The sequence below is a fragment of the Stenotrophomonas sp. 99219_Sma genome, from assembly GCF_056480785.1.
Genome location: NZ_CM151117.1, coordinates 3,541,473 through 3,560,991, shown reverse-complemented (window position 1 = coordinate 3,560,991; position 19,519 = coordinate 3,541,473). Strand labels below are relative to the sequence as shown.

Sequence of the window (19,519 nt, the reverse complement as noted above, 5' to 3'; positions counted from 1 at the left end):
TGCGTGAGAGGACGGGCTGGAACTGACCCGGAATTCACGTACCCTTGGTTCATGATTGCGAAGCGGTTCACTCCCGCTTTGTTATCCCTCGTTCCGGTTTCCCCCTATTGAGCGCTCCATGAAAAAGATGCCTCGCTGGCTTGCCGTGTTTGCGGCCCTGTTGCTGCCCTTTGCTGCCGTCGCGCAGCAGAAGGGGCTGGATATCGACATCATCGGCGGCAATGCCTCCGCGCTGCCGATCACCATCGTGCCGATGCCCTACCAGGGTTCGGCGGCTGCACCGCAGACCGACGTCGCCGGCGTGGTCCGCGCCGACCTCGAGCGTTCGGGCCAGTTCCGCACGCTGCCGGAAGCACAGATCGTCGAAAAGCCCGTGCGGGGCGGCGACATCCAGTTCGCCACCTGGCGCGCGCTGAAGCAGAACTACATCGTGGTCGGCCGCGTGCTCGACGCCGGTGCCGGCGCCTACCGTGTCGAGTACGAACTGTTCGACGTACCGAAGGGCGAGCGCCTGCTGGGCCTGGCGATGACCGCCCGTGGCAACGCCATGCGTGACGTCGCCCACCAGATGGCCGACGCCATCTACGAGAAGATCACCGGTGTCCGTGGCGCCTTCTGGACCCGCATCGCCTACGTGACCGCCAGCGGCAAGGGCGACGCCATGCGCTACGCGCTGATGGTGGCCGACTCCGATGGCTACAACCCGCAGACCATCGTGCGTTCGGCCGAGCCGCTGCTGTCGCCGTCGTGGAGCCCGGATGGCAGCAAGCTGGCCTACGTCAGCTTCGAGCGTGGCAATTCGGCCATCTACATCCAGAACATCGGCACCGGTGCGCGTGAGCTGGTCACCAGCTTCCGCGGCATCAACAGCGCCCCGGCGTTCTCGCCGGACGGCCGCAAACTGGCCCTGACCCTGTCGCGTTCGGGTAACCCGGAAATCTACGTGATGGACCTGGGCAGCAAGCAGCTGACCCAGCTGACCAACCACTTCGCCATCGATACCGAGCCGACCTGGGCACCGGACGGCAGCGCGGTGTACTTCACCTCCGACCGCGGCGGCCGTCCGCAGGTCTACAAGGTCGGTGCGGGCGGCGGCAGCGCCGAGCGCGTGACCTTCCAGGGCAACTACAATGCCAAGCCCTCGGTGTCCTACGATGGCAAGAAGATCGCCGTCGCCCAGGGCTCGGGCAACAGCTACAAGATCGCGATGATGGACAGCTCGCTGGGTTCGCCCCGCTGGAGCACGCTGTCCCCGGGTTCGCTGGATGAATCTCCGAGCTTTGCGCCCAACGCAAGCATGGTGTTGTACGCCGCCCGCGAGGGTGGCCGTGGTGTGCTGTACGCCGTTTCTGCCGATGCGCGCGTGCGCCAGCGGTTGGTTCTGGCTGACGGAGATGTGCGCGAACCGGCATGGTCCCCATACCGTACCCAGCGCTAAAAGAGTGTTAATATTTTCGCTGTCTTGAACCCCTCATCGGCCTAGGAGCCACAAAGGTATCGCCATGAACAAGTCCACCCGCGTTCTGCTTGTTTCCCTGCTGTCTGTGGCCGTCCTGGCCGGTTGCTCGAAGAAGGTGAAGGAAGAGCCGGCAGCCCCGGTTGACACCGGCACCTCGACCACCACCCCGACCGCTCCGTCGACCTCCGGCCTGTACGGCCCGGGCGACCTGGACACCGACGCTTGCCTGCGCCAGCGCGTTGTCTACTTCGACCTGGACAAGGAAGACGTGAAGCCGGAATTCCAGGCCATCATGGCGTGCCACGCCAAGTACCTGCGTGACCGTCCGTCCTCGCGCATCACCCTGCAGGGCCACACCGACGAGCGCGGTTCGCGCGCGTACAACCAGGCCCTGGGCGAGCGTCGTGGCAACGGCGTCAACTCGGCCCTGCAGGCCAACGGTGGCTCGGCTTCGCAGCTGACCGTCGTGTCCTACGGTGAAGAGCGTCCGGTCTGCACCGAGTCGAACGAGTCCTGCTGGTCGCAGAACCGTCGCGTCGAAATCGTCTACACCGCGCAGTAATCCATGCGTATTGGCATCAAACTGATGCTGGTCGTTGCGGCAGCCCTCGTGGCTGCCGCACCGGCGCATGCACAGCGACAGAGCCTGGCCGACCGCGTTGGCGCGATCGAGCAGCAGATGTACAACAACAGTGCCAACCAGGACCTGTTGAACCAGATCAATCAGCTGCGGCAGCAGGTCACCAGCCTGCAGGCCTCGATCGAGCAGTTGCAGCACGACAACGCCCAGCTCAAGCAGTCCGCCCAGGACCAGTACCTGGATCTGGACAGCCGCCTGAACCGGTTGGAAGGGGGCAATGCCGCCCCGGCCCTGCCGCCCGTTCCGGCGAGCGCGCCGAAGGCCGCCCCGGCCCCGGCAAAACCCGCAGCGGCGGCCACTTCCGAGCGGCCGCCTTCCGTCCATGGTGATGCCGGCAGCCTTGCCGCCACCGGCGACGAGCGCACCTCCTACAACGTCGCCTTCGATTCGCTGAAGGCCGGCAAGTACGATGATTCGGCGCAGCTGTTCCTGAGCTTCCTGCAGCTGTACCCGAACGGCGTCTACGCGCCGAACGCGCTGTACTGGCTGGGCGAGAGCTACTACGCCACCCGCAATTTCCCGATGGCCGAGACCCAGTTCCGTGAACTGCTCTCGCGCTATCCGACCCACGACAAGGCCGCTGGCGGCCTGCTCAAGGTCGGCCTCTCGCAATATGGCGAGGGCAAGGTCGACCAGGCCCAGCAGACGCTGGAGACCGTCGTGGCGCAGTACCCTGGCTCGGACGCCGCGCGCACCGCGCAGGACCGCCTGCAGTCCATCCGCCTCGGCAAGCAGATCCGCTGATCCGCTGACCGGGCGTACAATGGGTGCCCTGTAGAGCCGAGCCCATGCTCGGCTGCTTTCGTTTCCGGTTCAGCAAACCCGCCCGGATCCGGCAGCTCGCATTACCGGCTGGGCCACACCCGACCGGCCGCTGTTGTAGAGCCGAGCCACGCTCGGCTGCTTTCGTTACCGGCCACGGTAGCCCACCCGCCACGTGTCCCACCAAGAAGTCCCCGCCATGACCGCCGTTACCTCGTCCAGCGCCGCCGCCACGCCCAGTGAGATCGTGCAGTCGCCGCTGCCACGCCTGAAGATCACCGAGATCTTCACCTCGCTGCAGGGCGAAGCCGATACCGCCGGCTGGCCGACCGTGTTCGTGCGCCTGACCGGCTGCCCGCTGCGTTGCCAGTACTGCGACACCGCCTATGCCTTCCATGGCGGCACCTGGTGGGACATCGACGACATCGTGGCCGAGGTGCTGGCCCAGGGCGTGCGCCACGTCTGCGTGACCGGTGGCGAGCCGCTGGCGCAGAAGCGCTGCCTGGTGCTGCTGCAGAAGCTGTGCGATGCCGGCATGGACGTCTCGCTGGAAACCTCCGGTGCGCTGGACGTCAGCGCTGTGGACCCCCGGGTATCGCGCGTGGTCGACATCAAGACCCCGGGTTCGGCCGAAGTGGCGCGCAACCGCTGGGACAACCTGCCGTTGCTGACCGCCCGCGACCAGATCAAGTTCGTCATCTGCAGCCGCGAGGATTACGACTGGGCCAAGTCCCTGCTGGCCGAGCACGATCTGGTGAAGCGTTGCACCGTGTTCTTCTCGCCGAGCAAGGGTGAGATCACCGCGCGCCAGCTGGCCGACTGGATCGTCGAGGACCGGCTGCCGGTGCGCTTCCAGATGCAGTTGCATAAAATCCTGTGGAACGACGAGCCGGGCCGATGAGCCCAGGCAGCGTTCCCTGATGTAGCTCCGGCGCGGGACAGCGTGCTGGCTTTCCCCTCCCAACCGGATGTTTTACCCATGAAGAAGGCAGTCGTGCTTCTCTCCGGCGGCATGGATTCAGCCGCCGTCATCGCCATGGCCCAGGAACAGGGCTTCGCCGTGCATGCCCTGAGCGTGCGCTACGGCCAGCGCCACACCTCCGAACTGGATGCCGCCGCCCGCGTGGCCAAGGCCCAGGGCGTTATCGCGCACAAGACCGTGGACGTGGACCTGCGCAGCATCGGCGGCTCGGCGTTGACCGACGACATCGACGTGCCCGAGGCCGGCGGTGCCGGCATTCCAGTGACCTACGTGCCGGCGCGCAACACCATCATGCTGTCGCTGGCGTTGGGCTGGGCCGAAGTGCTCGGCGCCAACGACATCTTCTGCGGCGTCAACGCCGTGGACTACTCCGGCTACCCGGACTGCCGTCCCGAGTTCGTGGCCGCGTTCCAGGCGCTGGCCAACCTGGCCACCAAGTCGGGCGTGGAAGGCGCGGGCATCAAGGTGCACGCACCGCTGCAGTTCCTCAGCAAGGGCCAGATCGTCAGCGAAGGCGTTCGCCTGGGCGTGGACTTCGGCCTGACCGTGTCCTGCTACAACGCCGACGCCAACGGCGCCGCCTGCGGCCATTGCGACGCCTGCCGCCTGCGCGCGCAGGGCTTTGCCGAAGCCGGCGTCGCCGACCCGACGCTGTACGCCTGACCGCGCAATCACTCTCTCGGTGGGTGCGAACCGTTGGTTCGCACTCCTTGGCCTACCGCTGCCGCAACCACCCAGATGCTTCAATAAACGCCCGCACCGCCTCCGGATCGGCATAGTCCAGTTCGATCATCCGCGCGATCCCCGCCTTCTCATCAGCCTGTTGTCGCATGTACCCCTGCGCGATGCGATACCCGGCGTAGTACCCCACATCACTCACCCCGAACGGATTGCGGGCGCTGTTGTAGAGCCAGTTGTCGAGATTTTCCCCGTTCATCTCAGCAATGAAGCGTGCGCGGATTTCCGCCTCGTGTGTTGCGCCGTAGTCGTAGAAGGATAATGCCGGCCGGCGCCCGCTCAGCCGCTCCGCCACATACTCGGCCACACCCTCGCGCACCGCGTACTGGGCCAGGCTGCCGGTGGTCTCGCGCTGCTGCGTATGCACGTACTCGTGCAGGTTGTTCTGCGCGTTGTTCGCCCCCGGGCGGCTGTCGTAGAAGATCCGCAGGCGGCTGCGCATCGGCTCCGGCAGCTCGCTCACGTCCACGCGCTCATCGCCCAGCGCCATCTCAGCTCCGATCAGCACCTTGTCACCCAGCGTCGTGCCGCCGGTACGCAGAACACCGACCGCATAGGTGATGTTGGCGGGGCGCAGGGCGGGGTAAAGCTCCCGGAACGCAGCCAGGTCCCGTTCCAGGGTGGTGCTGGCCTGCTGCGCGTTGGCGGTCAATGGCCGTACCGACGTCCAGAAGCGCGGCCACGTACGCATGGCCGTGGCGTATTCGCGAGCGGTGTAGTTGCGCACCTGCATCAGCGCATGCAGGCCGGGGCTGCCTGGATCGATGTAGCGCTCCTGCACCAGTGCGACCTGGCGTTCAACGTCGGGCTCGGTGCGCACGGCGTCATAGGTAGCCCAGAAGCGGCCGATATCATCAGTGACGACCTGGGGCGGGGCGGCCAGTGCTGCGCAGGGCACCATCAGCGCGGCAATGAGGCAGAAGGGCAGGCGCATCCGTGGCTCCGGGCAGGAATCACAGCTGGGATGCGTCGGAGGCCCGGAAGGTTTAAGCCGGCGGCCCAGATCGGGGTAGTGCCGGCCGCTGGCCGGCAACCTCGACGCACCAGGGTTTCACCCGGCCCGGCAAAGTAGGGTAGAATGCCCACCCCGCCGAAAGGCTGGGGCAGTGCAATGGGCCGTTAGCTCAGTCGGTAGAGCAGAAGACTTTTAATCTTTTGGTCGAAGGTTCGAATCCTTCACGGCCCACCAATTGCATCAATGACTTAGGCGCCCTTGTGGCGCCTTTTTCATATTTCCGGAAAAATTAAGTGGTTCCACGCTCGAGCACGTGCAGCTTATGAGGCGGTTGAACCACCGGCGGTTCGTGGTCGTATCGCTGTCGCATCTCTTCGATGACGTGACCACATGCGTTCTTGCGGTGCCTTCGGTGACGCCCCGATGTTATAGCCCACACAAGGCCAAACGCTTGGCGTCGGATGTGACCCGACGCGAATACCTCGGTGATGACGCGATGGAGCATCCCCCCAGCGGGTGAAGCTACCTGCCTGCGCTGCTGCTGGCCCATATCTTCATTTCCCGTCTGAAGAATCAAAATTCTGCCGACATTGGCGGAATTCCTCCGCATGAGCCACTACCCATGTCCACATGGGAATCATCAGTACAAGAAGGTCCTTGCCCAGCGCTGTGATGCTGTACTCCACATGTGGCGGTACTTCGCGGAAATCCTGCCGGCTGATCAACCCGTCACGTTCCAATTGCCGGAGGGTGCGCGTAAGCATACGCTGGGTGATCCCCTTCATCCGTCGCGCGACCTCGGCATGACGCAGCGTTCCATACACGCCAAGCGCATGGATGATACCCAGGGACCAGCGGCTACCAGCGTGCGCTAGAACCTCCCGGCGCAGTCCATCTTCGTCCTCGCTCATCCCGTCGCATATGGCTTGAGAGTGCCTTAGGAGTTCTTCCGGACTCATGAACGGTGCGGTCGGTATCATCGATGTGCCTTCTTACGTGTGGGCCATTAGGCGAGCAGAATCGCCGCCATCGTACACACACAAGGCGATGTCCATGTCATCTCATATCAGCATTCCTCCCTCTCGGGCGATCCTGGTGCTCGGCGCAGGCGAGCTTGGAATGCCTGTCATCCGGAACCTTGCACGTCTGGCCGTAAGTCATCCAGGCACACGGATCAGTGTGATGCTACGGGCGACGTCGATCGACTCAGCACTGCCGGAGAAGCAGCAGGTGGTCGATGAAATCCGCGCCTTGGGGGTGAATATCGTTGCTGGGGATCTGGTAACTGAATCAGTAGAAGCGTTGGCGGCTACCTTCGCGCAGTTCGACACAGTGATTGGGTGCACCGGCTATGCCGCAGGCCGCGATACGCCAATGAAGGTTGCGCGTGCGGCGGTGAAGTCTGGTATTCCCCGCTACTTCCCTTGGCAGTTCGGTGTCGATTTCGATGCCATCGGGCGCGGTGGCCCTCAGGATCTTTTCGACGCCCAGCTGGACGTGCGCGAGTATCTGCGTTCGCAGACTGCGATGGATTGGGTGATCATCTCCACTGGGATGTTCACCAGCTACCTCTTCGAGCCCGACTTCGGTGTGGTCGACCTGATTGGGCATAAAGTGAACGCCCTGGGTTCGGCGAGCAACGCTGTCACCTTGACCACGCCGGATGATATCGGCGCAATGACAGCGCGCATCGTGTTCCACACACCTGCGATCCGCAACGAGATCGTGTATCTGGCAGGTGACACCATCCGCTACGGCGACCTTCCGGATATTCTGCAGAAGGCGTTCGGCGAACCTTTCGAGCTGACGATCTGGGGTGTACCCCAGCTCATGCAGGAACTGGCTAACGACCCGGGCAACATGATAAAGAAGTATCGCGCGGCCTTTGCCCAAGGCAGGGGCGTTGCGTGGGATGTGGAGCGAACCTTCAATGCGAAGATCGGGGCCGAGCTGCAGGGCGTGCAGGCATGGCTGGATTCCAACGTGCAGCGCTCCTGATTTGCTGCTGGGTTGTGAGGAGGCGCCTACTGGGCGCCCTTCTCATTGCCGTTCCCGACCGCACGCTCACGATGGTTGTACGTCGCGGTACACCAGTTCGCCAACGGCTCGGCAACCGGCGTCAAACGGTGGAGTCTTGGTCGTGGATCTCGTGCATATCGCTTGAGACGCCGGAAAAATTGTCGAGTGAGCTTAGGACCTGCAATGGTTTCACGCTCGATGGGCGGAAAAATAGATCGGCGCAAACGGTTGTTTTCAAAGGAAGCGCCAGCCTTCTTTTAATCTTTTGGTCGAAGGTTCGAATCCTTCACGGCCCACCATTGCATCCAATGACCCAGGTCATTCAGAAAGGCACCGCAATGCGGTGCCTTTTTTGTGGCGCTCGTCCAAGGCAACTACTTTGTCCGCGCATTCTTCGCTTTAGCCGCCGCCGCGTCGGCAGCCTCCTGTGCGGCCGTTGCTGCCGCATTCGCAGAACGTGCCGCCTCCGCTCTTGCCGCCTCGAAATAGGTGAGCCGCTGCAGACTGGTTCTGCGTTCCAGTTCCATTGCTGCGGCGAAGCTCTCCGGATGCTTTGCAGCACAGGCCTCCTGCACCAGTTGCACGGCACGATCAGACAGCCCGGGCTGGATGTTGCCGAGCAGGCAATCGGCATACGGTACGGGCGCGGCCGGGCTGGCGGCCAGCGCGGCGATGAGTACTGCACTCAACATGCAAACCTCCTTGTAGGTTTCGAAGTGGCTGGTGACCAGTCGGTCCCAAGTATGGACCGGTTCTGGGTGCAACGGCGGGTACGCCGGCCGGATATCCCGGCACACCCGTTCCGCCAGCCCGCGGCAGGCGAAGAACAACCCATCGCCCCCCTTTTCATCCAGATGGCAGTCGGGCGTGGCCATCGACCGGCAGCGCTCAGCGGCGTGCAGCATTTCCGCCACGGTCAGCATGCCAACGGCGGCACGCTTCGCGCGTGCCATCGCGGATGCGCTTGAGGCATCCCCAGAATGCGCATCCACGCATGGCGTGGATCTACTTTCGCCTGAGAACAATCGCTGCGATGACGGCTGCGATGCCGACCGGGATCAGGACGACCGCCAGAAGAATGATCCAGTGCCAAATGCTGAAGCCCCCCATGTCCCAACTCCTTGTAGGAAACGACGAATGCTAGCAAACCCGATTGCAGTCATTTCCCGATACAGTTCAAGCATCGCGCAGCGCCGTAGCATACGTACAGGCTTGCCGAATCGGCCGACGCCTTGGCCTTGGCGTTATGCTCGGCACTTTCCCAGGATGGGCCGCTCCATGCGCTTGATCGTGCTGTCGCTGTTGTTGTCCGCTGTCTCCGCCGCGCCGTTGATGGCCGCCGAGCCTGCGCCGTCCGCACAGGCCGCCGCCGCAACCCCGCTGGTCATCGGCGAGACCTTCACCCTTGAATCGAAGGCGCTGGGCGAAACCCGCCGCATCAATGTCTACCGCCCGCAGCCGTGGGGCCTGGACCCGAAGGCGGCGTTGCCGGTGCTGTACATGGCCGATGGCGGCATCGGCGAGGACTTCCTGCATGTGGCCGGGCTGGTGCAGGTGCTGAGCGGCAACGGCAGCATGCGTCCGTTCCTGCTGGTAGGCATCGAGAACACCGAGCGCCGCCGCGACATGACGGGCCCCAGCAGCGACCCGCAGGACCAGAAGATCGCGCCCCGCATCGGCGGTTCAGCGGCCTACCGCAGCTTCCTGCGCGATGAACTGATGCCGCAGGTGCGCCAACGCTACCCGACCACCGACGAGCGCGCGCTGATCGGCGAGTCGTTGGCTGGACTGTTCGTGGTCGAGACGTTGCTGCAGGAGCCGACACTGTTCAACAGCTACATCGCGCTGGACCCCAGCCTGTGGTGGAATCGGGGCACGATGTTGGCCGCTGCGGCCAAGCAGTTGCCGGCGGTGACGCGTGCGCAGCCGCGCGTGTTCCTGGCCAGCAGTGGGCAGCCGGAGCTGGCTGCGTCCGCCGCGCAGTTGGCCACGCTGCTGCAGCAGGCGTCGCCGTCGCCGCTGGTGAAGTACCTGCCGCTGCCGGAGGAAACCCACGCCACGATCTATCACCCAGCCGCCTTGCAGGCGCTGCGCACGCTGTTCCCGGCACCGCCGCCGGCGTCGCCCTGATCCGGCGTGGCACTGCACCGCATGACGTGTGAGGATGCGGTAGCGGCGCCACCTGAGGGCGTCGCCCGCAACGGGAGAGCGTGGATGCAGCGTGTGCGTGGATGGAGTGTGGCGGCCTGCCTGGCCGTGGGTGGCTGTGCGATGTCGGTGGCACCACCGGCAACGCAGAGTGACGCGAAGGAAGGCGCGGCAACGGCGGTGCCGGGCGTAGTGCTGCCGGATACCGAAGCGCTGCGCGTACATGACCCGGTGGGGCGCGACTACCCGATCTGGGTGGCGCTGCCGGCCGACTATGCGGCGCATCCGGAAAAGCACTATCCGGTCCTGTACGTGACCGATGCGCTGTACAGCTTCCCGCTGGTGCGCAGCGTGCGCAATCTGGTGGGGCAGCAGGGCGTCAACATCGAGAATTTCATCCTGGTCGGTTTGCCGCCGCAGGAAGGCCTGACTTCAAAGCAGAGCCGCTCGCGCGACTACACGCCCAGCAATCCGGCGCGCACGGTCGATGGCTATTACAGTGATGACGTCACCTACGGCGGTGCCGCGCACTACCGTGATTTCCTGGCGACACAGGTGCTGCCGATGGTCGATGCGCGTTATCGCACCGATCCCGCCCGGCGCGTGTTCGCCGGTCATTCCTATGGCGCGCTGTTCGGTACCTACGTGCTGACCACCCAGCCGGACCTGTTCAGTACCTACATCCTGTCCAGTCCTTCGTTGTGGTTCGACCAGCTTCTGCTGCCGCGCATGCAGGATGCCGCAGTCATCCCGACGCAGCCTACGCGCGTGCTGCTGTCGGTGGGCAGTTACGAGACGGACAAGCCAGGGCCGCGTTATTCCACCGGCAATGACATGCTGAAGCAGACCGCGGACTTCGCTGCCCAGCTGAAGCGCACGGGGCGCAAGTTGAAGGTGGACAACGTGGTGATTGACGGCGAGGACCATCTTACGGTCTACCCGCAGGTGATCACTCGCGCACTGCTGGAGGTGATGCCGGGTGAAGGGCCGTACACCGGCGGTTGATGGAGGGCTGCATCCACGTATTGCGTGGATCTACCGGTGGTGTTGACGTGGATCCATGCCGAAGAGAAACGGAATCAGTAGATCCACGCCAGGCGTGGATGATTGCCTCAGGCCGCGCTGGCGTGCGGCGGCGGTATCAAGGTGGCATCTGCTGCATGGCGGAAACACAGGCGGATGGCATCGAGCAGCTCGCTCATGCTGTACGGCTTGGGCAGGAAGTGGATGCCGGCGCGCAGCTGCGGCAGCACGCGGTGCTGGTCCATGCCGGAGGTGACCAGGATCGGCAGCTGCGGCAGGTGCTCACGCACGCGGTTGGCGGTTTCGATGCCGCTGATGCCGCCCAGGCAGACGTCGGTGAACAGCAGGTCGAACGGTTCACCGGCGTTGAGCAGGCCCAGCGCGGCCTCGGCGCTGCTGACAGCGGTGACCTGGCAGGCCTGGCTTTCCAGGGCGAGACGACTGAGTTCCTGGGTTTCCTCGGCGTCCTCGATCAGCAGGACGCGCGGTTCCACAAAGCGCTTGGACAGCAACATGACGCGGCAACTCCGGACAACAAGGGGAGCGAAAGGCGCGCAAGTATGCGCAAGCCAGTAGTGATCCCGGCGTGCACGGCAAGCTAAGTGGGCGTTACAGCTGTCCGCGTCGCTGGCGGCGCACGTGCCAGGCCAGCATCGCCACCGCCAGCAGCGCGGTGCCGATGCGCAGGCTGGTGGCCTGCCAGCCGAGCGCGACGGCGTCGTCAAGGCTGAACACATTCCAGGCCAGGTTCATCGAAATATGCAGGACCAAGCCGCACCACAGGGTGTCGCCGTCGAGGTGGTCAAGCCAGGCGAAGATGAAGCCGCCCACGGCGATCACCGCGCCGACGAACAGCGCGATGCCGCCACCGTCGAACCCACCGAAGCCGAGCCAGTGCACCATGCCGAACAGCAGCGCCTGCGGCAGCGCGAGCAGCGGCCACGGACTACGCACGATCTTCACCAGCAGCACGAAGCCCAGGCCGCGGAACAGCACTTCCTCGGCCAGCGGGAACAGCACGCCCAGCATCGTGGCATCCAGCGTGGTCAACGCCGTGTTCGGGGTACCGAGCAGCGCCAGGCCCAGCCAGCACGGCAGGCTGGCCAACAGCACCCACATCGGGCCTCCCCAACCATTCCCGCGCAGCCCGAGGCTGGCCAGCAGGCCCATGCCACGGGGCCGCAGCAGCGTGGCCAGCAGTAGTGCCACCAGCACCGCCAGCGCGTTGTCCAGCAGGCTGCCGCCGTAGGGTATGGGCAGGGCGGGAATCGGTGTGCCGATGGCTGAGGCGATATCGCGCAGGTTCAGGCCCAGGCCAACGCCCAGCAGGACCAGCAGCAGGCGCGCGGCGGTGGGCAGGCGGGACAACGCGGTCATGTACGCACTCCCTGCGGAACAGGGGCCCAGTGTGTGCGACTGCCGCCGCATCGGCGCGCGTCGGAAGTCCCTGTGCCATCGGTCATGCGTTGCCGCACAGTCATCACCGCACAGGTACAGTCGATGCAGGACCGACAGGAGCAATGCCGATGCTGTGCCCCGTGTGCAAGACCCAGACCCTGCAGATGGCCGAACGCCATGGCATCGAGATCGACTATTGCCCCGGCTGCCGGGGCGTGTGGCTGGATCGTGGTGAACTGGACAAGATCATCGAGCGTGCCGGTGCCGGTGCGGCCGTGCCGCCGCCCGCGCCTGTGCAGCAGCATCCGGCATCCTCTCCGCCGCCGGTGATGCACCGTGATACCCGCCACTTGGGCCAGCGCTACGAGGACAATCGGGGCCACGGATACAAGAAAAAGAAGAAGGACAGCTTCCTGTCGGAACTGTTCGACTTCTAGGCGCTTCGCGCTTTTTAGAGTCGAGCCATGCTCGACTGGCTGTTGCCGCCAAGAGTCGAACATGGCTCGACTCTACAGGTTAGGTGCAGTCGAGCATGGCTCGACTCTACATGGAGCGCGTGATCACGGCCGCCGCAGGATGAACTCGCGGTCGTGGGTGTCGCCGACGATGAAGTCGTACTCGCCAACCTTGCTGCAGCCGTAACGCGCATAGAAGCGCTGTGCGCCGAAATTCTCTTCCCACACGCCCACCCACAGTGTGCGGCGCTGCGGCTGGTCCAGCCAGGCCATGAACGCGTCCATCATGCGTGCACCATGGCCGCCGTTCTGGTGTGCGGCCAGGATGTAGAACCGCTTCAGTTCGATGTCGCCGTCGCGTGCATCCGTGTGCGGCAGGGTGTTGGCACCGGCGGCCAGATAGCCGACCACGGCGTCACCGTCCATCAACAGCCAGATGGCACTGCGTGGATCGGACAGTTCGATGCGCTGCGGCTCGCTGCTGTAGTGCGCCTGCAGGAAATCGTGCAGCTCCTGCGGCGGATAGGAATCGCCCCAGGTTTCGTTGTAGGTGGCAATCGCGATGGCCGACAGCGCGTCGACGTCGGCAAGGGTGGCGCGGCGGATCTGCAACGACATGGCGGTGCCTGCATTGGAACGTGGCGCAGTGTAGCCGGCCCCGGCGGCTGCCGGGGCTGGCCATTGCTCACGAACTGCTGCTCAGAACCACATGCGCACGCCGGCCACCCAGCGTGTGTCGCGTGCGTGGTCACCGGCGTAGTCGGCGGTGTCACCAAACGTGCGTTCGTGGCTGATGCCGATGTAGGGCGCGAAGCGGCGGCTGAACTCATAGCGCAGTCGCAGCCCGGCTTCGACCTTGTTCAGGCCACGGCCGATGCCGTACTCCTTTTCGTCCTTGGCCGCGACGGTGGCTTCCAGCAGCGGCTGCAGGATCAGGCGGTTGGTCAGCAGCACGTCGTACTCGACCTCGGCCTTGGCCAGCACCTGGCCGCCGGAGCCCATGTACAGCGTGGCCGAGCTCTCGAACTTGTACGGCGCCAGGCCCTGGATGCCGACGGCCGCCCACGTGCGCGAGTCAGCCGGGCGGAAGTCCTGGCGCACGCCGACCAGCACGTCCCACCACGGCGACACGCTGCGGCCATAAAGCGCTTCCAGCGACGACGATTCGGTGCGGCCACGGCTGCGTTCGCCATCGGTGCGCAGCCACAGGCGGTTGATGTTGCCGCCGATCCAACCGGTCGCCTCCCAGGCCTGGCCGTTGCTGCTCTTGCCATCCCAATGTTCCAGACGGTCGATCAGCAGCAGGCTGTTGATCTCTGGCGCATGCTCCATCGCACCGTGGGCGATGGGCGGGAAGGCCGCGGCGCGGTCGGCATCGGTCGGCACCGGGATGGGTTCGCGCGGTTCGGTCGGTGCAGGCGATCCGTGGCCCATCGCGGCGTGGTCCATCGTGGAATGGTCCATCGTCGCCGGCTGCCTCGCGCCATGGTCCATCTTCGAGTGATCCATGGCTGAGTGGTCCATCGCGCCCGAATCCATCTTCGAATGATCGACCGGTTCGACCGGTGCCTTCACGGTCTTCGCGGGCGGATCCATCGCGGCCATGTCGTGACCAGCGTGCGACTGCGCGAACACCGGCAATGCAGCGGCCAGGCCCAGGGCCAGCAGGCTGGGGGAAAGCAGTGAGCGGCTCATTCTTCGATCCTCACTTCGCGCATCATGCCCGCTTCCATGTGGTACAGCAGATGGCAGTGGTAGGCCCAGCGGCCGAGAGCATCGGCGCGCACGCGATAGCTGCGGCGGGTGCCCGGCGGCATGTCGATGGTGTGTTTGCGCAGCTGGAACTCGCCCTGTGCGTTTTCCAGGTCGCTCCACACGCCGTGCAGATGGATCGGGTGCTGCATCATGGTGTCGTTGACCAGCACGATGCGCATGCGCTCGCCGTAGTTCAGCCGCAGTGGTTCGGCGCTGGCGAATGGGATGCCATCGAACGACCAGGAGAACTTCTCCATGTGTCCGGTCAGGTGCAGTTCGATCTCGCGGCTCGGCTCGCGGCCATCCGGGTCTTCGAACAGGCTGCGCATCGCGCCGTAGGTCAGCACCTGGCGGCCGTTGTCGCGCAGGCCGATGCCGGGGTCGTCCAGCTTCGGTTCGGAGGCCGAGCTCTGCATGTCCACCAGCGGGTTGTTGCGTTCGCTGGCAGGGTGCTTCGGTGCCTTGCTGGCGGCATCGCCGCCGCCGTGCGCGCCGTGGCCCATGCTGGCGCCGCAGCCACCTTCCATGCTTTTCATCGCGGCCATGTCGTGACCGCCGTGGCCACCACTGCCCATGTCGTGACCCATGTCGCTCATCGTCAGCAACGGACGTGGGTCGCGCGCGGGAATCGGTGCCTGCAGGCCATGGCGAACCGCCAATGTTCCGGCGGCGTAGCCGGTGCGGCCCATGTCCTGGCAGAAGATGGTGAAGGCGTCCTGGCCGCTCGGTTCGACGATCACATCGTAGGTTTCGGCCGGGGCGATGCGGAACTCATCGATGCTCACCGGGTGGATGTACTGGCCGTCGGCAGCGACCACGGTCATCTTCAGGCCAGGAATGCGTACGTCGAAGTAGGTCATCGACCCGCCATTGATGAAGCGCAGCAGCACCTTCTCGCCGCTGCGGAACAGGCCGGTCCAGTTGCCGGCCGGGGCGGTGCCGTTCATCAGGTAGGTATAGGTGTGCGCGTTGATGTCGGAGATATCGGTGGGCGTCATCCGCATCCGGCCCCACATGCCACGGTCGGACAGCGCCGCCGACCAGCCGTCGCGTTTCGCGTCGCGCAGGAAGTCGGGCAGGGTGCGCTTGTAGTAGTTGTCGTGCTCGGCCAGCTTCTTCATGCGGCGGAACAGCGCGCCCGGGTCCATGTCGGTCCAGTCCGACAGCATGATCACGTGCTCGCGGTCGTGGTGGTACGGCGCCGGTTCGGCCGGGTCGATGATCAGCGCGCCGTACAGACCAGCCTGCTCCTGGAACATGGAGTGGCTGTGGTACCAGTAGGTGCCCGACTGCTTCAGCTCGAAGTGGTAGTGGTAGGTCTCGCCGGGGCCGATGCCGTTGAAGCTCAGGCCGGGCACGCCGTCCATGTTGGCGGGCAGCAGGATGCCGTGCCAGTGGATCGAGGTCGGGTGGCGTTCCAGCGTGTTGCGCACGAACAGGTCGACGGTCTGGCCTTCGCGCCAGCGCAGGATCGGTGCCGGCAGCGAGCCGTTGACGGTGATCGCCGGGCGGGTGCGGCCGGTGAAATTGGCGAGCGATTCGCCGATGGCCAGTTCGATGCGGGTGTCGCTGAGCACGGCGGGGGCGCCGGCCAGCCGTGGGGCGGCCGTGGCGGCGGCGAGCGCGCGCTGCGGCACGCCGACAGCGGCGATGCCGGCAACCACGCCGCCGGCGGCCAGGCCCTGCACGAACAGGCGGCGCGACGGCATGGGCACAGCGCCCGGACCGGGGGGAATGCGGGTATTCATGGTGGTGACTCCAGACACGTAAAGACGCCGGCAGGCGGCCGGCTGCGGTGCGCAGGGCGCACGATGCGTGTGGAATCAGCCGATGGGAGGACGCGAAATCGGCGGCAGAGGCGGCGCCGGACGGCCAGTGGCCGGCATCGGCTGCGGGGCCAGCGATAACGTCGGACCGGCCATGAACGGCAACGGCTGCACCACCAGCAGCGGGTGCTGGGCGCAGCTGCGCACGCAGTCCTTGATCTGGCAGTGGGCGTCGTGGGGCGGCGCCTTGGCCTGTGGGGCCGGGTCGGCCTGCATGCCGGCGTGGTGGTGGCAGTCGGCGGTGCCGCCATCAACGGCAGCGGCTGCGGCGTGGGCCATCCGGCCCATTTCCTCATGACCACTGGCCATGGCCGCGTTCAGCCCGTTGAGCAACAGGCTGAGCATGAGCACGACACGGAGCAGGGTCGAGGCCAGGGACATGGCGCTAATCTAGCTGCAAGTGATTGCGGATGCACTTCCGGCTGAATGGCCGGTTCAAGGTTGGAGCAGCACCAATGTAGAGCCGCTACCCTTCTTCGCGCACGATCTCGACCAGGCGCGGGCCGTAACGGCTCAGCTTGGTGCCGCCGATGCCGCCGACCCGGGCCAGTTCGTCCAGGCTGGTCGGGCGCTGTTCGGCGATGTTGCGCAGAGTGCTGTCGTGGAAGATCACGAAGGCCGGCACGTTCTGTTCGCGGGCCAGTTCGGCACGCAGGCCGCGCAGCGCGTTGAACAGCGCCAGATCCTGCGGCAGCACCGACAGGCCGGTGCGCTGCGCGCTGCGCTCGCGCCCTCTGGTGCTGCTGGCCGGGTCGCGGCGCATGCTGATCTGGCGGCGGCCGGTCAGCACGTCGCGGCTTGCATCGGTCAGGCGCAGGCCACCGTGGCCCTCGCTGTCCACTTCCAGCAGGCTGGCGGCGACCAGTTGGCGGAATACGCTGCGCCAGGTGCGTGCATCCAGGTCACGGCCGATCGCATAGGTGCTGAGCTTGTCGTGGCCCTGCTGCTTGACCTTCTCGTTTTCACTGCCGCGCAGCACATCGATCAGGTGACCGACGCCGAAGCGCTGGCCGCTGCGATAGACACAGCTCAGTGCCTTCTGCGCCGGAATGGTCGCGTCCCACGAGGCCGGCGGCGTCAGGCAGTTGTCGCAGTTGCCGCAGGGCTGGGGATAGGTCTCGCCGAAACCGGCCAGCAGCACCTGGCGGCGGCACTGCATGGATTCGCAGTAGCCCAGCAGGTGGTCCAGCTTGGACCGCTCCAGCTGCTTGCGCTCTTCGCCGGCTTCGGACTGCTCGATCATCTGCTTGAGCAGCACCACGTCACCCAGGCCGTAGCACAGCCAGGCCTCGGCGGCCTCGCCATCACGGCCGGCGCGGCCGGTTTCCTGGTAGTAGCCTTCCATCGACTTGGGCAGGTCGGTATGCGCGACAAAGCGCACGTCCGGCTTGTCGATGCCCATGCCGAAGGCGATGGTGGCGCACATCACGATGCCATCCTCGCGCAGGAAGCGGCGCTGGTTGTTGGCGCGTACTTCCGGTGGCAGGCCGGCATGGTAGGGCAGGGCGTTGAAGCCCTGGCCGCAGAGGAATTCGGCGGTCTCTTCGACCTTGCGCCGCGACATGCAGTAGACGATGCCGGCCTCGCCGCGGTGGCCGCGCAGGAAATCGGTCAGCTGCTTGCGGGCGTTGTCCTTCTGCACCACGGTGTAGCGGATGTTGGGGCGATCGAAGGAGCTGACGAAGTGGCGTGCTTCCTGCAGATCGAGGCGCTCGGCGATCTCGCGCTGGGTCGGCGGATCGGCGGTGGCGGTGAGCGCGATCCGCGGGATCTGTGGCCAACGCTCGTGCAGCACGGTCAGCTGGCGGTACTCGGGGCGGAAATCATGGCCCCACTGCGACACGCAGTGTGCTTCGTCGATGGCGAACAGGGCGATCTGGCTGCGCGACAGCAGTGACAGGAAGCGGCCGGTCAGCAGCCGCTCGGGAGCGACATAGAGCATGTCCAGCTCGCCGGCGAGCAGTTCGCGCTCGACGCGCCCGGCGGTCTCGGCATCCAGGGTGGAATTCAGGTACTCGGCACGCACGCCGAGCTGGCGCAGGGCTTCGACCTGATCCTGCATCAGCGCGATCAGCGGCGAGATGACGATGCCACAACCGTCACGCAGCAGGGCCGGCACCTGGTAGCAGAGCGACTTGCCGCCGCCGGTGGGCATCAGCACCAGGGCATCATGACCGGCAGCCACATGCTCCACGATGTCCTGCTGGGGACCACGGAAATCGTCGTAACCAAAGACGCGTTGGAGCAGGTCGTGCGCGGGACGGGAAGCCATCCGGCTAGTTTACCCCGGCGGGGGTTCGGCAGGGCTGCGCCCTGCACCTGCAGAAGCCTTCAAGCCAGAGCAACGTCAAAGGCAACAGCCGGCTCTGGGGTGATCCGTGGGTTGGCGGGGCGGTGTCGGATTGCGGGGACGCCGCAAGTACGTCCGTGTAGGCTTGGCAGCCGCATCCATGCGGCTGACACCCCGCAATCCGACACCGCCCCGCCCTCGACAGGTTCACGCGGCTGTTGGTAGGTGTCGACCTTGGTCGACACATCTGTCAGATATCGACTGAATTCATCCGTGTCGACCAAGGTCGACACCTACCAGAGCGGACGCTGTTCCGGCAGATCGCAGAAAACTGTCGAAGGCGGGGGGTGTCCGGTTGCGGGGGCGTGAGCGCCATGGATGGATTTACGGCGTCCCCCGCAACCGGACCCACCCCGCCAACCCACAGATAGCCAGCTTCTGCTCTGGCTCTGGCCTTGGCTTCAAGGCCTCTGCGGGTGCAGGGCGCAGCCCTGCCGAACACCCCCAACCCTTACTGCAGCAGCGAGCGCAGCATCCAGGCGTACTTCTCGTGGGTCTGCAGGCGCTGGGTCATCAGATCCTCGGTCGGGGCGTCGTCACCCTTGGCCGCCACGTCCAGCACTTCACGTGCCGTACGGCAGACCGCTTCGTTGGCGACCACCAACTGGCGTACCATTTCACGCCAGTCCGCACTGTCGGTCAGGCCCGGTTCCTCGGCGATCGAGGTCAGCGCAGCGAATTCCCGGTAGGAGCCCGGGGCATTGAAGCCCAGCGCGCGGATGCGCTCGGCCACGTCGTCCAGTGCCGCCCACTGCTCGGTGTACTGCGTCTCGAACATGGTGTGCAGCGAGTTGAACATCGACCCGGTCACGTTCCAGTGGAAGTTGTGCGTTTTCAGGTAGAGCGTGAACGCATCGGCCTGGAAGCGCGACAGACCGTCGGCGATCTTCTTGCGGTCGCCCTGGGTGATCCCGATATCGATGTTCGGCGCCGACGGTGCCGCCGCTGCAAGCTTCTGCTTGCCGGTCTTGGCCTTGGTCGTGCTCTTGGTCTTCGCCATGGGGTTCCT

General features: G+C 65.4%; 20 protein-coding genes and 1 tRNA gene. 10 read left to right on the top strand and 11 right to left on the bottom strand.

Features of this window, described 5'->3' with window-relative positions; all coding sequences use genetic code 11:
* The first annotated feature begins 118 nt into the window (after positions 1-118).
* The 5 genes from tolB to queC all read left to right on the top strand — a co-directional run bounded on the left by tolB (position 119) and on the right by queC (position 4,506).
* The gene (tolB, locus tag ACZK13_RS16320) at positions 119-1,438 is read left to right on the top strand and encodes a Tol-Pal system beta propeller repeat protein TolB (protein WP_032128528.1); all 1,320 of its coding nucleotides are present in this window, start codon (positions 119-121) and stop codon (positions 1,436-1,438) included.
* Positions 1,439-1,502: 64 nt separating this feature from the next.
* On the top strand, positions 1,503-2,021 hold the full coding sequence (gene pal, locus ACZK13_RS16315; protein WP_032128527.1) for a peptidoglycan-associated lipoprotein Pal: 519 nt from the start codon (positions 1,503-1,505) through the stop codon (positions 2,019-2,021).
* Between the two features lie 3 nt (positions 2,022-2,024).
* Positions 2,025-2,843 carry a tol-pal system protein YbgF gene (gene ybgF / locus ACZK13_RS16310; protein WP_010481611.1) on the top strand — a complete coding sequence of 273 codons (819 nt, stop codon included), beginning with the start codon at positions 2,025-2,027 and terminating at the stop codon, positions 2,841-2,843.
* Positions 2,844-3,060: 217 nt separating this feature from the next.
* Positions 3,061-3,762: a 7-carboxy-7-deazaguanine synthase QueE gene (gene queE / locus ACZK13_RS16305; protein ID WP_049463254.1), complete on the top strand. Its 702-nt coding sequence runs from the start codon at positions 3,061-3,063 to the stop codon at positions 3,760-3,762.
* 78 nt (positions 3,763-3,840) lie between these two features.
* Positions 3,841-4,506: a 7-cyano-7-deazaguanine synthase QueC gene (gene queC, locus ACZK13_RS16300; protein WP_032128525.1), complete on the top strand. Its 666-nt coding sequence runs from the start codon at positions 3,841-3,843 to the stop codon at positions 4,504-4,506.
* Positions 4,507-4,558: 52 nt separating this feature from the next.
* Here queC and ACZK13_RS16295 read toward each other — a convergent pair whose 3' ends face one another.
* On the bottom strand, positions 4,559-5,515 hold the full coding sequence (locus ACZK13_RS16295; RefSeq protein WP_478481935.1) for a DUF2268 domain-containing putative Zn-dependent protease: 957 nt from the start codon (positions 5,513-5,515) through the stop codon (positions 4,559-4,561).
* 179 nt (positions 5,516-5,694) lie between these two features.
* Here ACZK13_RS16295 and ACZK13_RS16290 point away from each other — a divergent pair.
* Positions 5,695-5,770: transfer RNA gene (locus tag ACZK13_RS16290), tRNA-Lys, on the top strand.
* A 320-nt stretch (positions 5,771-6,090) separates the two neighbouring features.
* On the opposite strand, the gene ACZK13_RS16285 is transcribed toward ACZK13_RS16290, so the two are convergent.
* The gene (locus ACZK13_RS16285; protein ID WP_233614865.1) at positions 6,091-6,447 is read right to left on the bottom strand and encodes a winged helix-turn-helix transcriptional regulator; all 357 of its coding nucleotides are present in this window, start codon (positions 6,445-6,447) and stop codon (positions 6,091-6,093) included.
* A 142-nt stretch (positions 6,448-6,589) separates the two neighbouring features.
* Between ACZK13_RS16285 and ACZK13_RS16280 the strand changes: the two genes are divergently transcribed.
* Positions 6,590-7,534: an aromatic alcohol reductase gene (locus tag ACZK13_RS16280; protein WP_478481933.1), complete on the top strand. Its 945-nt coding sequence runs from the start codon at positions 6,590-6,592 to the stop codon at positions 7,532-7,534.
* Between the two features lie 395 nt (positions 7,535-7,929).
* Here ACZK13_RS16280 and ACZK13_RS16275 read toward each other — a convergent pair whose 3' ends face one another.
* Positions 7,930-8,247, bottom strand: coding sequence for a hypothetical protein (locus ACZK13_RS16275; protein ID WP_049463266.1), 318 nt, complete (start codon positions 8,245-8,247; stop codon positions 7,930-7,932).
* Between the two features lie 586 nt (positions 8,248-8,833).
* Here ACZK13_RS16275 and ACZK13_RS16270 point away from each other — a divergent pair.
* Positions 8,834-9,685, top strand: a complete 852-nt coding sequence (locus tag ACZK13_RS16270) for an alpha/beta hydrolase (RefSeq protein ID WP_478481932.1) — start codon at positions 8,834-8,836, stop codon at positions 9,683-9,685.
* Positions 9,686-9,769: 84 nt separating this feature from the next.
* On the top strand, positions 9,770-10,708 hold the full coding sequence (locus tag ACZK13_RS16265; RefSeq protein ID WP_478481930.1) for an alpha/beta hydrolase: 939 nt from the start codon (positions 9,770-9,772) through the stop codon (positions 10,706-10,708).
* 107 nt (positions 10,709-10,815) lie between these two features.
* Here the strand turns inward: ACZK13_RS16265 and ACZK13_RS16260 are convergent, their stop codons facing one another.
* Both ACZK13_RS16260 and ACZK13_RS16255 read right to left on the bottom strand, forming a co-directional pair.
* The gene (locus tag ACZK13_RS16260; RefSeq protein ID WP_032128520.1) at positions 10,816-11,241 is read right to left on the bottom strand and encodes a response regulator; all 426 of its coding nucleotides are present in this window, start codon (positions 11,239-11,241) and stop codon (positions 10,816-10,818) included.
* 94 nt (positions 11,242-11,335) lie between these two features.
* Positions 11,336-12,103 (bottom strand): CPBP family glutamic-type intramembrane protease, encoded by a 768-nt coding sequence (locus ACZK13_RS16255; protein WP_478481927.1) that lies wholly within the window; start codon positions 12,101-12,103, stop codon positions 11,336-11,338.
* Between the two features lie 149 nt (positions 12,104-12,252).
* Here ACZK13_RS16255 and ACZK13_RS16250 point away from each other — a divergent pair, with 149 nt between their 5' ends.
* Positions 12,253-12,561 (top strand): TFIIB-type zinc ribbon-containing protein, encoded by a 309-nt coding sequence (locus ACZK13_RS16250; protein WP_132810656.1) that lies wholly within the window; start codon positions 12,253-12,255, stop codon positions 12,559-12,561.
* A gap of 123 nt (positions 12,562-12,684) precedes the next feature.
* Here ACZK13_RS16250 and ACZK13_RS16245 read toward each other — a convergent pair whose 3' ends face one another.
* The 6 genes from ACZK13_RS16245 to ACZK13_RS16220 form a co-directional block, all read right to left on the bottom strand.
* Positions 12,685-13,197, bottom strand: a complete 513-nt coding sequence (locus ACZK13_RS16245; RefSeq protein ID WP_032128517.1) for a GNAT family N-acetyltransferase — start codon at positions 13,195-13,197, stop codon at positions 12,685-12,687.
* 81 nt (positions 13,198-13,278) lie between these two features.
* Positions 13,279-14,274 carry a copper resistance protein B gene (locus ACZK13_RS16240; RefSeq protein ID WP_478481925.1) on the bottom strand — a complete coding sequence of 332 codons (996 nt, stop codon included), beginning with the start codon at positions 14,272-14,274 and terminating at the stop codon, positions 13,279-13,281.
* On the bottom strand, positions 14,271-16,082 hold the full coding sequence (locus ACZK13_RS16235; RefSeq protein ID WP_032128515.1) for a copper resistance system multicopper oxidase: 1,812 nt from the start codon (positions 16,080-16,082) through the stop codon (positions 14,271-14,273). The genes ACZK13_RS16240 and ACZK13_RS16235 overlap by 4 nt, the downstream gene beginning before the upstream one ends.
* 75 nt (positions 16,083-16,157) lie before the next feature.
* A complete protein-coding gene (locus ACZK13_RS16230) occupies positions 16,158-16,541 on the bottom strand; it encodes a CopL family metal-binding regulatory protein (RefSeq protein ID WP_329914569.1) in 384 nt (127 codons plus the stop codon).
* An 85-nt stretch (positions 16,542-16,626) separates the two neighbouring features.
* Positions 16,627-18,432, bottom strand: coding sequence for a DNA helicase RecQ (gene recQ, locus ACZK13_RS16225; protein ID WP_478481922.1), 1,806 nt, complete (start codon positions 18,430-18,432; stop codon positions 16,627-16,629).
* Positions 18,433-18,961: 529 nt separating this feature from the next.
* Positions 18,962-19,510: a Dps family protein gene (locus tag ACZK13_RS16220; protein ID WP_006439098.1), complete on the bottom strand. Its 549-nt coding sequence runs from the start codon at positions 19,508-19,510 to the stop codon at positions 18,962-18,964.
* Positions 19,511-19,519 lie beyond the last annotated feature (9 nt).